General features: G+C 53.3%; 12 protein-coding genes, 3 tRNA genes and 1 other RNA gene. 8 read left to right on the top strand and 8 right to left on the bottom strand.

Features of this window, described 5'->3' with window-relative positions:
• Positions 1-62: 62 nt before the first annotated feature.
• Both rprA and ydiK read right to left on the bottom strand, forming a co-directional pair.
• Positions 63-170, bottom strand: an RNA gene (gene rprA / locus NP77_RS22990) — antisense sRNA RprA.
• Between the two features lie 292 nt (positions 171-462).
• On the bottom strand, positions 463-1,581 hold the full coding sequence (ydiK, locus tag NP77_RS12695; protein ID WP_003853236.1) for an AI-2E family transporter YdiK: 1,119 nt from the start codon (positions 1,579-1,581) through the stop codon (positions 463-465).
• 205 nt (positions 1,582-1,786) lie between these two features.
• Between ydiK and NP77_RS12690 the strand changes: the two genes are divergently transcribed.
• Entirely contained in the window at positions 1,787-4,840 is a 3,054-nt protein-coding gene (locus NP77_RS12690; RefSeq protein ID WP_039660353.1) for an FAD-binding and (Fe-S)-binding domain-containing protein, read from the top strand.
• Between the two features lie 33 nt (positions 4,841-4,873).
• On the opposite strand, the gene NP77_RS12685 is transcribed toward NP77_RS12690, so the two are convergent.
• Complete coding sequence (locus NP77_RS12685; RefSeq protein WP_033743294.1) at positions 4,874-5,278, bottom strand: hypothetical protein; 405 nt, start codon at positions 5,276-5,278, stop codon at positions 4,874-4,876.
• Between the two features lie 388 nt (positions 5,279-5,666).
• On the opposite strand from NP77_RS12685, the gene sufA reads away from it, so the two are divergent.
• From sufA to NP77_RS12650, 7 genes are read left to right on the top strand one after another with little or no spacing between them, the layout of a single operon-like run.
• Complete coding sequence (sufA, locus tag NP77_RS12680; protein WP_003853229.1) at positions 5,667-6,041, top strand: Fe-S cluster assembly scaffold SufA; 375 nt, start codon at positions 5,667-5,669, stop codon at positions 6,039-6,041.
• A gap of 7 nt (positions 6,042-6,048) precedes the next feature.
• Positions 6,049-7,542 (top strand): Fe-S cluster assembly protein SufB, encoded by a 1,494-nt coding sequence (gene sufB / locus NP77_RS12675; RefSeq protein WP_003853227.1) that lies wholly within the window; start codon positions 6,049-6,051, stop codon positions 7,540-7,542.
• A 42-nt stretch (positions 7,543-7,584) separates the two neighbouring features.
• Positions 7,585-8,331, top strand: coding sequence for a Fe-S cluster assembly ATPase SufC (gene sufC, locus NP77_RS12670; RefSeq protein ID WP_003853225.1), 747 nt, complete (start codon positions 7,585-7,587; stop codon positions 8,329-8,331).
• Positions 8,306-9,586, top strand: coding sequence for a Fe-S cluster assembly protein SufD (sufD, locus tag NP77_RS12665; RefSeq protein ID WP_039660351.1), 1,281 nt, complete (start codon positions 8,306-8,308; stop codon positions 9,584-9,586). The genes sufC and sufD overlap by 26 nt, the downstream gene beginning before the upstream one ends.
• Positions 9,586-10,809, top strand: a complete 1,224-nt coding sequence (gene sufS, locus NP77_RS12660) for a cysteine desulfurase SufS (RefSeq protein ID WP_039660498.1) — start codon at positions 9,586-9,588, stop codon at positions 10,807-10,809. Before sufD ends, sufS begins: the two co-directional genes overlap by 1 nt.
• A gap of 21 nt (positions 10,810-10,830) precedes the next feature.
• Positions 10,831-11,247, top strand: coding sequence for a cysteine desulfuration protein SufE (gene sufE, locus NP77_RS12655; protein WP_003853221.1), 417 nt, complete (start codon positions 10,831-10,833; stop codon positions 11,245-11,247).
• 55 nt (positions 11,248-11,302) lie between these two features.
• On the top strand, positions 11,303-12,328 hold the full coding sequence (locus tag NP77_RS12650; RefSeq protein WP_039660350.1) for a L,D-transpeptidase family protein: 1,026 nt from the start codon (positions 11,303-11,305) through the stop codon (positions 12,326-12,328).
• 79 nt (positions 12,329-12,407) lie between these two features.
• On the opposite strand, the gene NP77_RS12645 is transcribed toward NP77_RS12650, so the two are convergent.
• From NP77_RS12645 to NP77_RS12625, 5 genes are all read right to left on the bottom strand, one after another.
• Complete coding sequence (locus tag NP77_RS12645) at positions 12,408-12,644, bottom strand: major outer membrane lipoprotein (protein WP_003853216.1); 237 nt, start codon at positions 12,642-12,644, stop codon at positions 12,408-12,410.
• A gap of 303 nt (positions 12,645-12,947) precedes the next feature.
• Positions 12,948-14,360, bottom strand: coding sequence for a pyruvate kinase PykF (gene pykF / locus NP77_RS12640; RefSeq protein WP_039660349.1), 1,413 nt, complete (start codon positions 14,358-14,360; stop codon positions 12,948-12,950).
• A gap of 345 nt (positions 14,361-14,705) precedes the next feature.
• A tRNA-Val gene (locus tag NP77_RS12635) sits at positions 14,706-14,782 on the bottom strand.
• An 11-nt stretch (positions 14,783-14,793) separates the two neighbouring features.
• Positions 14,794-14,870: transfer RNA gene (locus NP77_RS12630), tRNA-Val, on the bottom strand.
• A gap of 3 nt (positions 14,871-14,873) precedes the next feature.
• A tRNA-Val gene (locus NP77_RS12625) sits at positions 14,874-14,950 on the bottom strand.
• Positions 14,951-15,014: the final 64 nt, after the last annotated feature.

Below are 15,014 nucleotides of genomic sequence, written 5' to 3'. Positions count from 1 at the left end.
GTTGTAGCAAGCATAAAGGCCCGCATTGCGGGCCTTTTCTATTTATAGCTGGCTTATTTCAGGCAAAAAAAAGCCCATCACAGGGGATGGGCAAAGACTACACACAGCAATTCTTTACTCTACTCAGGGGAATAAGTTTGTCTGAAAATCATCAGGTTGATTTCGAACATAGGAAACATGTTATTCATACGGCTGGCTGTCGTCTTTAAGAATCCTCTTATTAGTTTAAAGCCGATAATCTTTTGTCATCTTTACCTGGTCATTTGGCTTAAGAAACAGTGCAGAAAGTAATCTTTTTTAGCCCTGAATGGTCGTTTTTAGGTCAAAGATGGCTTTTTTATTAAAAATCGCTAATGAAAAACAGAATTTATCTGAATGATGAAGAGAGGTGCGGTTAATCATCATTAACCGCACTAATCAATGTACATCAGGGGGATTGGCGCAAAGTGCCATTGCACCGCATTATACAGCTGGTGGGGTACCCTCGTGATCGGCCAGTGCATCAGCCGAGGCCATCGGGTCTTTATCCGGGGCGGGCGCTTCATGTACCCAGACCGAAACCAGACGGTAGGAAACCGCCAGAACCACCGGGCCGATAAACAGACCAATCATGCCGAACGCGAACAGGCCACCAATCACGCCTGAGAGGATCAGAATCATCGGCAGGTCTGCACCCATACGGATTAACATCGGGCGCAGAACGTTATCCATCGTGCCGACCACACAGCTCCAGACCAGCAGCACGGTGCCCCAGGTGGTATCGCCGCTCCAGTAGAGATAGATGATGGCAGGAACCAGCACCAGCAGTGGACCGAGCTGTACCAGGCAGCAGAGGATCATCAGTACCGTTAACAGCGTGGCATAAGGAATACCGGAAATCGCCAGACCGATGCCGCCCAGCACACCCTGCACCAGCGCCGTCACCACCACACCCAGCGCTACGGCACGAATGGACTGTGCCGCCAGCAGCACCGCAGCATCACCGCGTCGTCCCGCCATACGAAACGCGAAGTGACGGATGCCCTGGGCAGCCTGTTCGCCACGCCAGTAAAGCAGCACGCTGAACAGTAACATCACGCCCAGATGGATCATAAAGCGCCCGAAATGACCGGCCTGAGCCACAAAAAAGCCTGTGGTGCGGCCGATGTAAGGCTGTATTTTCGCCATCACGCCGGCACCGCCACTCGCCACCAGCGTGTCATAACTGACATACAGCTTTTTACCCACCATCGGGATTTCCCTGAGCCACGTCAGTTTCGGCATCGTGTGGCCCTGGGTCACCCAGGCAATCACAGGCGCACTGTTATCGATCAGGCTGCTGACCAGCAGGGCAATAGGAATAATAAACAGCAAGAGCAGCAGCAGTGTCATGACGATCACCGCGAGTGAACGGCGTCCCCATAACAGTCGCTGGAATTTCAGCATCAATGGCCAGGTGGCAATCACTACCATGCTGGCCCAGGCAAAGCCCAGAATAAACGGCTGCACCACCCATAAACAGGCGACGATCAGCAGCAGAATGAACATCAGGGTGAAGAGTATTTGCGGTAAATCCATATCCCGGTACTGGCTTTTCATCATTGACTCATAACCTCGTCTTAATCCTTCATTTTCGGGCATTCGGATGCCCGTTTTTATCATGATCTATTTGCCAGGGATTAAACAGCGTCGTGGTGAAAGGTTTTTGCCTTTTCTGAAAAAAGGGCAGACGCAGGAAAAATATGATAAAACGAGAAATCGCTAACGTATAAACGCAAACGTTTACAACACCTTCGGTCAGACAATCATGATCCCACAGATTTCGCAGGCGCCGGGCCTCGTTCAACTGGTGCTGACGTTCCTTGAGTCACTGAAAGAGCAGGGTTTTACCGGTGACATGGCAACCAGCTATGCCGATCGTCTTTCACTCTCTACCGATAACAGCATCTATCAGTTGCTGCCCGACGCGGCGCTCTTTCCACGTTCAACCGCCGATGTTGCACTGCTCGCCCGCGTGGCCGGCGAAGCGCGCTTTGCCAGTCTGGTCTTTACCCCACGTGGCGGCGGCACTGGCACCAACGGGCAGTCGCTGAATCAGGGGATCGTGGTGGATATGTCGCGCTACATGAACCGCATCCTGGAGATTAATACGGATGAGGGCTGGGTTCGGGTTGAAGCCGGGGTGATTAAAGATCAGCTGAATGCCTGGCTGAAACCATTTGGCTTTTTCTTCTCGCCAGAATTATCGACCAGTAACCGTGCGACACTGGGCGGAATGATCAATACCGATGCGTCTGGTCAGGGCTCGCTGGTTTACGGCAAAACGTCGGATCACGTTCTGGGCTTGCGGGCTGTGTTGCTGGGCGGCGATATGCTTGATACGCGGCCCATGGCGACGGCGCTGGCAGAAACACTGGCACAGACGGCCACCCCGGAAGGGCGGATCTATCAGCAGGTGCTGACGCGTTGCCGCGAGCATCGTGCGCTGATTCTGGAAAAGTTTCCAAAGCTGAATCGGTTCCTGACCGGCTATGATCTGCGCCACGTTTTCAGTGACGATATGCAGACCTTTGACCTGACACGCCTGTTGTGCGGCGCTGAAGGAACGCTGGCCTTTATCACCGAAGCGCGACTCGATATCACCCCGCTGCCAAAAGTGCGGCGGCTGGTGAACATTAAATATGACTCTTTTGACTCGGCCCTGCGCAACGCGCCATTGATGGTGGAAGCGCAGGCGCTCTCAGTCGAGACTGTTGACTCTAAAGTACTGAATCTGGCACGTGAAGATATCGTCTGGCACTCGGTGAGTGAATTAATTACTGACGTACCCGACAAAGCGATGCTGGGTCTCAATATTGTTGAATTCGCCGGTGACAACGCAGCGCTGATCGATCAGCAGATTGAACAACTTTGCGACCGCCTTGACGCGCTGATGGCGCAGCAGCAGGGAGGCGTCATTGGCTATCAGTTCTGTAACGATCTGGATGGCATTGAGCGCATTTATAACATGCGTAAAAAAGCGGTGGGTCTGCTGGGGAATGCCAAAGGCCGCGCTAAGCCGATTCCGTTTGTGGAAGACACTGCCGTTCCGCCGGAAAAACTGGCGGACTATATTGTCGAATTTCGCGCCCTGCTGGATAGCCACGGTTTGAGTTACGGCATGTTTGGTCACGTCGATGCAGGCGTCCTGCACGTGCGTCCGGCGCTGGATATGTGCGATCCGCAGCAGGAGATGATGATGAAGCAGATCTCCGACGATGTGGTGGCGCTGACTGCGCGCTACGGCGGCCTGCTGTGGGGCGAACATGGCAAAGGTTTCCGCGCCCAGTATAGTCCGGCATTCTTTGGCGAAACATTGTTTAACGAACTGCGCCGCATCAAAGCCGCCTTTGACCCGTTAAACCGTCTTAACCCAGGTAAAATCTGCACGCCCTTTAACCGCAACGACGAGATGATGCAGGTGGATGCAGTGAAGCGCGGCACCTTTGATCGGCAGATTCCGGTCACGGTGCGGGATGAATGGCGTGGGGCGATGGAGTGTAACGGCAACGGGTTGTGTTTTAACTTTGATGCCCGCAGCCCGATGTGTCCTTCCATGAAGATTACCCGCAACCGCATTCACTCTCCTAAGGGACGGGCGACGCTGACGCGGGAATGGCTGCGGCTGCTGGCTGAACAGGGTGTCGATCCCCTTGTACTGGAAAAGCAGCTGCCGGAAAACACGCTGTCGCTGCGCGGCTTGATTACCCGCACACGCAACAGCTGGCACGCCAGCAAAGGGGAGTATGACTTCTCTCACGAGGTAAAGGAGGCGATGTCGGGCTGTCTGGCCTGTAAGGCCTGCTCGACCCAGTGTCCGATCAAAATTGACGTACCCGCGTTCCGTTCGCGCTTCCTCCAGCTTTACCACACCCGCTATCTGCGGCCGGTCAGCGATCATCTGGTGGCGGCGGTTGAAAGCTATGCACCACTGATGGCGAAAGCGCCGAAGGTGTTCAATTTCTTCCTGCGTCAGCCCTGGGTGAAAGAGTTAAGTAAAACGCATATCGGCATGGTCGATCTGCCTCTGCTCTCGGCGCCAAATCTGAAACAGCAGCTCAGCGGTCATCCCGCCATGAACATGACGCTGGAACAGCTGGAAGCGTTGCCAGCTGCCGATCGCGCAAACTGTGTGCTGGTGGTGCAGGATCCGTTTACCAGCTTTTATGAAGCCCAGTTGGTAAATGATTTTGTCAGGCTGATTGAGAAGCTGGGCTACCGTCCGGTACTGCTGCCATTCTTGCCTAACGGCAAAGCGCAGCATGTGAAAGGTTTCCTGCAGCGTTTTGCACGCACGGCAGCTCGCACCGCCGATTTTCTTAATCGGGTAGCAAAACTGGAACTGCCTATGGTGGGTGTGGATCCCGCTACCGTGCTCTGCTATCGCGATGAGTATCGTCAGACGCTGGGTGAGTCGCGCGGCGACTTCAGCGTATTGCTGGTGCATGAGTGGTTAGCGCGTGCGCTGTCAGAACGTGACGTGCAGGCAACAGGCGGGGAATCCTGGTATCTCTTCGCGCACTGCACTGAGGTGACCGCGCAGCCCTCCACACCGAATGAGTGGCAGGGGATCTTTGCCCGGTTTGGTGCAAAGCTTGAAAACATCAATGTCGGCTGCTGCGGCATGGCGGGCACCTACGGCCACGAAAGTAAAAACCTCGAAAATTCGCTGGGAATCTATGCACTCTCCTGGCATCCACAGCTTCAGCGACTGCCTCGTCAGCGCTGCCTGGCCACGGGTTATTCATGCCGTAGTCAGGTCAAGCGTGTAGAAGGCAATGGCATGCGCCATCCGCTTCAGGCATTGTTAGAGATAATGTAAAAAAATTGTGCGCGACGTCACGCCGTGGCTGGATTAGAATATCCAGCCTGCGTGACGCATAAAGTCACTTTGCAGCACGGTGGCTTTGTTCCATTCTCCGACCATGGCCAGTTGATGGCAGAGTCGGGTCAGGGACAATCGCGCCAGTTGATAAGCCTGAAGGCGAAACAGGCGATCGCGATCGTTGTTTCCCATCTCCTGCAGCAGTCGGTGATGCAGTTTACCCATGGCGTGCAGGTAACTCTGATCGTCACCGTTCATCTGGCAGATTTCTGCCATATCCTGACAGGCATCATTGAACTGACGTAGCTGATGGATCGTGCAGTCGGCCCGGTCAAGTTTTGCCTGTGCCATATAAAAGTCGACGGTGATATCCCGCATCGAAAACTGGTATTCGTCGATTTTATGCTGCAGCCAGGCTGAGACAGAAAGGGTCATCGCGTCGCCCTGAATGTTAATGATAATAATTATCATATTCATCCCGGCCGTGATTGCAACGGGTGGGCAGAAAAATTTATCGATTTATCCTGCCTGTCGGTATAATCGGAAATAACAATCTGTTTACATCAAAGAAAGGCGTAACCTATCAATAAGCACTTTGATCAAAAATGGTTTTTTTAAAAAGAGTGATTTATTAATAGGTTATCACCCGCTTATTGACGCTGATTCTCTTACCGCAGGGTGAGCGGGAGCAGCTATGCTTAATAAATAAGCAGATAAAACAGCACTAGATGATTATCCCTGCAAAACAAGAGGTTGAAGTGATTGTACAGATCACTACCATAGGGGGATAGCCTGAAAAGGTCCGGACTCAAGAGGTATCAACATGGCATCCGTTAATACAGACTCTTTCTCACCCGACGATTTTGTCTGGAAAGGGTTGACGCTGACTGAAACCGCAGCACAACAAATTCTCAATCTGGCGGCTCAGGATCCTGAAGTCAAGGGTCTGCGGCTTGGCGTGAAACAATCCGGTTGCGCCGGGTTTGGCTACGTCATGGATCTGGTTAAAGAGCCTGTCGAAGACGATTTGCAGTTCTCATTCCACGGCGCAACGCTGTTTGTGCCGCTTCAGGCGATGCCATTCGTTGATGGCACCGAGCTGGATTACGTTCGCGAAGGCCTGAATCAGATTTTTAAATTCAATAACCCTAAAGCTCAGCACGCCTGCGGGTGCGGTGAAAGCTTTGGCGTCGAGTAAGTGAAATATGTCACGACACAGCGAAACATCTGACGATGTACAAATCTGGGAAGGCAAGCTCAACTATAAAGAGGGCTTCTTTACCCAACTGCAGACCGAAGAATTTGCCAACGGCATCAATGAAGATGTGGTGAGGGCGATCTCGGCCAAGCGTAACGAGCCAGAGTGGATGCTGGAGTTTCGTCTAAAGGCTTTTCGTGCCTGGCTTGAAATGGAAGAGCCACACTGGCTGAAAGCCCACTACGAAAAACTCGACTACCAGGATTACAGCTACTACTCCGCGCCCTCCTGCGGCAACTGCGATGACAGCTGTGCTTCCGAGCCGGGTGCCATGCAGGCTTCAGGCAGCGCGCCAGCCAGCGACTATCTGACGCAGGAAGTGGAAAATGCGTTTAATCAGCTGGGTGTACCGGTACGTGAAGGCCGTGAAGTGGCGGTTGACGCCATTTTCGACTCCGTGTCGGTCGCGACCACCTATCGTGGCAAGCTGGCGGAGCAGGGGATTATCTTCTGTTCATTCGGCGAAGCCATTCAGGAACATCCTGAGCTGGTGAAGCAGTACCTCGGCACGGTGGTTCCGGCGAATGATAACTTCTTTGCTGCGCTGAACTCAGCGGTCGCCTCAGACGGCACCTTCGTCTACATCCCGAAAGGGGTGCGTTGCCCGATGGAGCTGTCGACCTATTTCCGTATTAACGCGGCGAAAACCGGTCAGTTCGAGCGCACCATCCTCATTGCCGATGAAGACAGCTACGTCAGCTACATTGAAGGCTGTTCCGCGCCAGTACGTGATACTTACCAGCTGCACGCGGCCGTGGTGGAAGTGATTATCCATAAAAATGCTGAAGTGAAATATTCGACTGTTCAGAACTGGTTCCCTGGCGGCGAAGGTGAGGGCGGTATCCTTAACTTCGTGACCAAGCGTGCGCTGTGTGAAGGTGACCACAGCAAAATGTCCTGGACGCAGTCTGAAACCGGTTCTGCTATCACCTGGAAGTATCCGAGCTGCATTCTGCGCGGGGACTACTCGGTAGGCGAATTCTATTCAGTGGCATTGACCAGCGGTCGTCAGCAGGCCGACACCGGCACCAAGATGATCCACATTGGTAAAAACACAAAATCGACCATTATCTCTAAGGGGATCTCGGCCGGTAAAAGTCAGAACACCTATCGCGGGCTGGTGAAGATCATGCCAACCGCCACCAATGCCCGTAACTTTACGCAGTGTGACTCGATGCTGATCGGTCCGGATTGCGGTGCGCATACTTTCCCGTATGTCGAAACCCGCAACAATACCGCCCAGCTGGAGCATGAAGCTACTACCTCACGTATCGGCGAAGATCAGATGTTCTACTGTCTGCAACGCGGTATCAGTGAAGAAGATGCCATCTCAATGATCGTGAACGGCTTCTGTAAAGACGTATTCTCGGAGCTGCCACTGGAATTTGCCGTGGAAGCCCAGAAATTGTTAGCCATCAGCCTTGAGCACAGTGTGGGCTGATGCCGTCACACGCCTTGCCGGAAGCAATGTGAAGGAATAAGAATGTTAAGCATTAAAGATTTGCAGGTCAGTGTTGAAGATAAAGCCATTCTGCGTGGCCTGAATCTCGAAATTAAACCAGGCGAAGTGCATGCCATCATGGGCCCGAACGGCTCAGGTAAAAGTACGCTGTCGGCTACGCTGGCAGGCCGCGAAGATTATGAAGTCACGGGCGGTTCGGTGACCTTCAAAGGCAAAGATTTGCTGGAACTGGCGCCTGAAGAGCGTGCCGGTGAAGGTATCTTTATGGCCTTCCAGTATCCGGTAGAGATTCCGGGCGTCAGCAACCAGTTTTTCCTGCAAACCTCGGTCAACGCGGTGCGCAAATATCGTCAGCAGGAAGAGCTGGATCGCTTCGATTTCCAGGACTTCATTGAAGAGAAAATTCAGCTGCTGAAGATGCCGGAAGATTTGCTGACCCGTTCAGTTAACGTCGGCTTCTCCGGTGGTGAGAAGAAGCGTAACGATATTCTGCAGATGGCGGCGCTGGAGCCGGAACTCTGCATCCTGGATGAGACCGACTCCGGTCTGGATATTGATGCCCTGAAAATTGTTGCGAATGGCGTGAACAGCCTGCGCGACGAGAAGCGCGCCTTTATCATCGTGACGCACTACCAGCGTATTCTGGACTACATCAAGCCAGACTTCGTTCATGTGCTGTATCAGGGCAAAATCGTGAAATCTGGCGACTTCTCGCTGGTGAAACAGCTGGAGGAGCAAGGTTATGGCTGGCTTACCGACGAAGAGTGATTCTGTGCTGCAACAGTGGCATCACCTGTTTGAATCACGCGGCGACGTGCGTTCTCTGCAGGCTCAGCAGCACTGGCAGCAACTGATGCGCGTTGGCCTGCCAACCCGCAAGCATGAAAACTGGAAGTACACGCCGCTGGATACGCTGCTGTCTCAGCAATTTGTGCTGCCCGATGCGCCTCAGACCCTGAGCGCTGAACAGGTTGATGCGCTGGCACTGCCGCTGGATGCGATCCGTCTGGTGTATGTTGACGGTCAGTTTCAGCCTGAATTCAGCAGCCGCGACGTCGAACTGTTCGAGGTTCAGCACAGCATGGCCGCTGAGCGTCCTCCGCTCCCCGCTGCGGTTCAGCCGGAAATTTTCCTGCATCTGACAGAAAGTCTGGCGGAAGAGGTGACGACCCTGCGTCTGGCACGCGGTAAATCCGCTGCGCGTCCGATCTACCTGCTGCATATCACCAGCGGCCAGCAGACGGGCATGAATACGGTTCACTATCGTCATCATCTGCAGCTTGAAGAGAGTGCAGAAGCGGAAGTCATTGAGCACTACGTTTCCCTGGATGAGCGCGCCCATTTCACTGGCACGCGCTTTACCTTTGCGGTCGGCGACAATGCAAAGCTGACCCACACTAAGCTGGCCTTTGAAAGCAGTGCCAGCTACCACTTCGCGCACAACGATCTGGTTATTGGTAACGATGGCCAGGTCAGCAGCACCAGCTTCCTGCTGGGTGCCGGCCTGTCGCGTCACAACACCAGTACGCAGCTGAACGGCGAAAATACCACGCTGGCGATTAACAGCCTGGTGCTGCCGGTGAAACAGGAAGTGGCGGACACCCGCACCTACCTGGAGCACAATAAAGGCCACTGTATGAGCCGCCAGATGCATAAAACCATCGTGCGTGATAAAGGCCGCGCGGTGTTTAATGGTCACATCAAAGTGGCTCAGCATGCGCTGAAAACTGACGGGCAGATGACCAACAACAACCTGTTGCTGGGCAAACTCTCTGAAGTCGATACCAAACCGCAGCTGGAAATTTATGCGGATGACGTGAAATGCAGTCACGGTGCCACCATTGGTCGCATCGATGATGAGCAGATGTTCTACCTGCGTTCGCGCGGTATTGAACAGGATGCGGCGCAGACCATGATCATTCATGCATTTGCCGCAGAACTGACAGAAACGCTGGAAAACAGTGTGATGCGTCAGGCCGTGCTGCAGCGTATTGCTGAACGCTTTCCCGGAGGCGACGTATGATGAACTTCGATCTCGAACGCATCAGGGCTGATTTTCCTATCCTGAAGCGTGAGGTCAACGGTCATCCGCTGGCCTATCTTGACAGTGCAGCCAGCGCACAGCGTCCACTCTCGGTGATTAACGCCGAGAGTCATTTCTACCAGCATGGCTATGCGGCCGTGCATCGCGGCATTCATACGCTGAGCCAGCAGGCAACCAGCGACATGGAGAATGTGCGCGAACAGGCTGCCCGTTTCATCAATGCGCAGTCGCAGGAAGAGATCGTCTTTGTCAAAGGCACCACCGAAGGTATCAATCTGGTGGCGAACACCTGGGGTAGCAGTAACCTCCAGGCGGGCGACAACCTGATCATCACCGAGATGGAGCATCACGCCAATATCGTTCCCTGGCAAATGCTGGCACAGCGTACGGGTGCAGAAGTGCGCGTGCTGCCATTAAATGACAATGGTGAGCTGGCGCTGGAGCATCTGGCGGGTCTGATTGACAGCCGCACCCGGTTACTGGCCGTCACGCACGTTTCAAACGTACTCGGCACCGTTAACCCGGTTAAAGCGATTGTTGCCCAGGCCAAAGCCGCTGGCGTCGTCACACTGGTGGATGGCGCACAGGCGGTGATGCATGACAAGGTCGACATGCAGGATATCGGCTGCGACTTCTATGTATTCTCCAGCCATAAACTCTATGGCCCGAACGGCGTGGGTATTCTTTACGGCCGCAAAGCGCTGCTGGATGAGATGCCACCGTGGGAAGGCGGCGGTTCGATGATTGGTCAGGTCATGCTGCCCACCGGCACCACCTGGAACAGTGCGCCGTGGCGTTTTGAAGCGGGTACGCCGAATACCGGCGGTATCATCGGCTTTGGTGCGGCACTGGACTATGTACAGGCGCTGGGGCTGGACACCATTCATCAGCGTGAAACTGCACTGATGAACTACGCGCTCGATAAGCTGGGCACCGTACCCGATATTCAGATTTACGGCCCGCAGTCACGTGCCGGTGTGATTGCCTTTAATCTGGGTAAACATCACGCCTACGACGTCGGCAGCTTCCTGGATCAATATGGTATTGCGATTCGCACCGGACATCACTGTGCGATGCCGCTGATGCAGCACTACAATGTTCCGGCGATGTGCCGTGCCTCCTTCACCTTCTATAACAGTGAAGAGGAAGTGGATCGTCTGGCTGCCGGTCTGACGCGCATTCATCGTCTGCTGGGCGGCTGAACAGTTTTAACGGAGTGAGTGATGGCGACTTTGCCTGAAAAAGAGAAACTGGTTCGCAACTTTAATCGTTGCGCCAACTGGGAAGAGAAGTACCTCTACATTATCGAACTGGGTTCAAAGCTTCCGGAATCTTCTGAAACCTTACACCAGCCGGAAAACGTGATTTCGGGTTGTCAGAGTCAGGTGTGGATCAGAATGACCCCGCAGGAAGATGGTTCGATTGCGTTTGAAGGCGACAGCGATGCCGCTATCGTTAAAGGACTGATTGCTATCGTATTTAGTCTTTATCAGAACCTTCAGCCCGCCGACATTCTGGCGCTGGATGTGCGCCACTGGTTTGGCGAACTGGCCCTGATGCAGCACCTGACGCCCACCCGGTCGCAGGGGCTGGAGGCGATGATTCGGTCTATTCGCCATACCGCTCAGAACCTCAGCTAAGTTACACTCCACAGACGCCATCCGGCGTCTGTTTTTTATCTGACGAGAAAATTGCATGAAACCTGCTTTACGTTTAGCCGGTGCATTGCTGCTGACCTGTTTTGGGCTCTCTGCACCCGCGTTCGCCACCGAATATCCGCTGCCACCGCCTGACAGTCGCCTGATTGGCGAGAACGTCCTGACACAGGTTCCCGATGATAAACAACCCCTGGAATCGATCGCGTCCCGTTACCAGGTCGGCCTGCTGGGTCTGCTGGAGGCAAATCCCGGAACCGATCCCTGGCTGCCCAAAGCGGGCACCCAGCTGACGGTGCCGCTGCAGATGATCCTGCCCGATACGCCGCGCGAAGGGATTGTGGTGAATCTCGCCGAGCTTCGCCTCTACTACTATCCCAAAGGGGAAGATAAAGTCATCGTCTATCCCATCGGCATTGGCCAGCTGGGCGCAGCAACACCCGTCATGGTGACGCAAATCAGCCAGAAAATCCCGAATCCTACCTGGACGCCCACTCCGAACATCCGCAAGCGTTACGCCAAAGAGGGCATTACGCTACCCGGCGTGGTCCCGGCCGGACCGGATAACCCGATGGGACAGTTTGCCATGCGTCTGGCGCGCGGCACTGGCCAGTACCTGATCCACGGCACCAATGCGAAGTTTGGCATCGGCATGCGCGTCAGTTCAGGCTGCATCCGCCTGCGCTCAGAGGATATTGAAGCGCTGTTTAACGCGGCGCCAAAAGGCACGCGTGTTCAGATCATCAATCAGCCGGTGAAGTACGCCGTGGAGCCGGATGGGAAACGCTACGTGGAAGTACACCAGCCGCTATCCCATAGCGACAAAGACGATCCCCAGACCATGCCGATTGCGATCACCGGTGACCTGAAGAAGTTTATGAAAAGTGAGAAGAGTGATAGCGCGCTGATTAAAGCCAGCTTAACGCGCCGCTCAGGCATGCCTGTGCTGGTGAGCAGTGGAGAGCCGGTACAGAGTGACACCGTGCTGCCTGCGGGGCTGGAGAGTGCCTCTGCGAGCGCGGAGAATCCGGTTTCACAGACTGAAGGTAAAGCGGTTCAACCCTGAAGCAACACGTACCCGAAAGGGTGCTGAATTCAGGCAAAAAAAATGGCGCCATAAAGGCGCCATTTTTAAACCAGAACTCTTACTTACGGTAAGAGTGAGCCTGGTTGTCCAGACGCTGGTTAGCGCGAGCTGCGTCATCTTTAGCAGCCTGAACGTCTGAACGCACTGCGTTCACGTCGTTGCTCAGCTGGTCAACTTTAGCGTTCAGAGTCTGAACGTCTGAAGACAGCTGGTCGATTTTAGCGTTGCTTGAGCAACCAGCCAGCATAGTTGAAGCCAGAACTACCGCGCCCAGTACCAGTTTAGTACGATTCATTATTTATACCCTCTAGATTGAGTTAATCTCCATGTAGCGTTACAAGTATTACACAAAGCTTTTTAAGTTGAGAATAAATTTTTGATGAGAAGATGCTTAAATTTGATCGTTCGCTCAAAGAAGCAGCGGATCACAGAATATGATAAAAAAATTAAGGGAAAACAGAGAGATTTAATCGGATTAACCTTAATATTAAGAGTATTTGAATAGTTATTTTCGATTGGAATTTTCTGGTATTTGGTTTAGGTAGAAATAAAAAAAGCGCCTGACTCAGGCGCTTCAAAATAATGGCTTAAGAAAGTTTTACAGGACGTGAACGGAAGCGGTGTTGGTAGTTCCGCTTGGTACTAATGCACCGGACACCAGAACCACGACATCACCTTTCTGGCCAAAGCCACTTTCCAGCGCCGCTTCTTTACCCAGACGATAGAAATCGTCGGTTGATGCGATCTCAGTCACCAGACGCGTCTCAATGCCTTTACTCAGGATCAGCTGACGTGCAGTGGTCGGATTGGTAGTCAGCGCCAGGATAGTTGCGTTCGGGAAATATTTACGTACAGATTTCGCCGACTTACCGCCTTCGGTAGCCACCACAATCAGAGGCGCTTCCAGCTTCTCAGCGGTCTCAACAGCACCACGGCAGACGGCTTCTGTGATACGCATTTTGCGGTTATCACTCTGGCTGTCGATGCGTGACTTCATCACACGGTCGGTACGTTCGCAGATGGTCGCCATAATGGTGACTGACTCCAGCGGATAACGGCCTTTGGCGCTCTCACCTGACAGCATGACAGCATCAGTCCCATCAAGGATGGCGTTGGCGACGTCACCGGCTTCTGCGCGGGTAGGGCGCGGGTTCTTGATCATGGAATCAAGCATCTGGGTGGCTGTGATAACCACTTTGCGTGCTTTATTACATTTTTTGATCATCATCTTCTGCGCGAAGATCACTTCTTCAACCGGGATCTCAACGCCCAGGTCGCCACGTGCAACCATGATGCCGTCTGACGCTTCGAGGATTTCGTCGAAGTTATTCAGGCCTTCCTGGTTTTCAATTTTGGAGATGATCTGGATGTGTTCGCCACCGTTCTGTTTCAGGTGCTCACGAATTTCCAGCACGTCTGAACGTTTACGGATGAAAGAGGCAGCGACAAAGTCAACGCCCTGCTCACAACCAAAAATCAGATCGCGCTTATCTTTTTCAGCCAGAGCGGGCAGCTGGATAGAAACACCTGGCAGGTTAACGCCTTTGTTCTCGCCCAGATCGCCATTGTTCAGGACTTTACACACCACGGTATTTTCAGTGACTTCGGTGACTTCCATGCCGATCAGGCCATCATCGACCAGCACTGTGTTGCCGATTTTCAGGTCAGCCGTGAAGCCTGGATAGGTAATTGCAACGCGTTCGCTGTTACCGATCACGCTCTGATCAGTCGTAAAGGTAAATGTCTGGCCGGCTTTCAACGCTGCATCGTTACCGCCTTCCAGCTTCATGGTGCGGATTTCAGGGCCTTTGGTATCCAGCAGGATCGCGGCCTGACGACCGGTTTTTTGCATAACGGCACGCATATTGGTGATGCGCTGACCATGTTCGGCATAGTCGCCGTGCGAGAAGTTAAGACGCATGACATTCATGCCAGCTTCGAGGAGCTGAGTCAGCATCTCTTCGGATTCGGTTTTCGGGCCGATTGTACAAACGATTTTAGTCTTTTTCATGACGGATTTTCTGTAAGTTGTGATGGATGAATAAGGGCGGAATTCGATGGCAGCGCATCGAAGTGAAATTTCTGATTGAGACTGAAAAGGGCAGTACTGAGTAAGAATAGGTGACGAAGGCCAGGCGTGCAGGGAAGTTGTGCGGTTACGGTTGGTAACCACCACGCTGTTGTTGCGCAAATCATTTGAGTTATCGCAGTAAGCACGTGATCGCTGAAACCTTTCAAGTAAGCAACGCGGGACAGTATAGACGCTAAGTATGCGAAAACCAATCAAAAAGCAGAGGGGAGAAGCGATGCAGATCAATAAAAGGAGGCGTTGCGCAAACTGAAGGAATTCTGAAAGTGGTGCGCTCTAATGGACTCGAACCATCGACCCCCACCATGTCAAGGTGGTGCTCTAACCAACTGAGCTAAGAGCGCATACTAAATATTGGTGCGTCCGAGTGGACTCGAACCACCGACCCCCACCATGTCAAGGTGGTGCTCTAACCAACTGAGCTACGGACGCACTTGGTGCGCTCTAATGGACTCGAACCATCGACCCCCACCATGTCAAGGTGGTGCTCTAACCAACTGAGCTAAGAGCGCAACATGCTGTCAGGGCGACAGCGGGGACGAATATTAACGGCAGTGTGTAAGCCTGGCAAGGGGA

The sequence above is a fragment of the Pantoea sp. MBLJ3 genome (assembly GCF_000816655.1).
Classification (GTDB): domain Bacteria; phylum Pseudomonadota; class Gammaproteobacteria; order Enterobacterales; family Enterobacteriaceae; genus Pantoea; species Pantoea eucalypti.
This window is presented reverse-complemented; position numbering and strand designations above follow the sequence as displayed.

What these genes read in the sequence shown, in the direction of transcription:
- sufA (WP_003853229.1), top strand. Translation starts at nt 5,667, where the DNA reads ATGGCATCCGTTAATACAGACTCTTTCTCACCCGACGATTTTGTCTGG.
- sufS (WP_039660498.1), top strand. Translation starts at nt 9,586, where the DNA reads ATGAACTTCGATCTCGAACGCATCAGGGCTGATTTTCCTATCCTGAAG.
- sufC (WP_003853225.1), top strand. Translation starts at nt 7,585, where the DNA reads ATGTTAAGCATTAAAGATTTGCAGGTCAGTGTTGAAGATAAAGCCATT.
- NP77_RS12685 (WP_033743294.1), bottom strand. Translation starts at nt 5,278, where the DNA reads ATGACCCTTTCTGTCTCAGCCTGGCTGCAGCATAAAATCGACGAATAC.
- NP77_RS12690 (WP_039660353.1), top strand. Translation starts at nt 1,787, where the DNA reads ATGATCCCACAGATTTCGCAGGCGCCGGGCCTCGTTCAACTGGTGCTG.
- pykF (WP_039660349.1), bottom strand. Translation starts at nt 14,360, where the DNA reads ATGAAAAAGACTAAAATCGTTTGTACAATCGGCCCGAAAACCGAATCC.
- NP77_RS12645 (WP_003853216.1), bottom strand. Translation starts at nt 12,644, where the DNA reads ATGAATCGTACTAAACTGGTACTGGGCGCGGTAGTTCTGGCTTCAACT.
- sufE (WP_003853221.1), top strand. Translation starts at nt 10,831, where the DNA reads ATGGCGACTTTGCCTGAAAAAGAGAAACTGGTTCGCAACTTTAATCGT.
- sufD (WP_039660351.1), top strand. Translation starts at nt 8,306, where the DNA reads ATGGCTGGCTTACCGACGAAGAGTGATTCTGTGCTGCAACAGTGGCAT.
- NP77_RS12650 (WP_039660350.1), top strand. Translation starts at nt 11,303, where the DNA reads ATGAAACCTGCTTTACGTTTAGCCGGTGCATTGCTGCTGACCTGTTTT.
- ydiK (WP_003853236.1), bottom strand. Translation starts at nt 1,581, where the DNA reads ATGATGAAAAGCCAGTACCGGGATATGGATTTACCGCAAATACTCTTC.
- sufB (WP_003853227.1), top strand. Translation starts at nt 6,049, where the DNA reads ATGTCACGACACAGCGAAACATCTGACGATGTACAAATCTGGGAAGGC.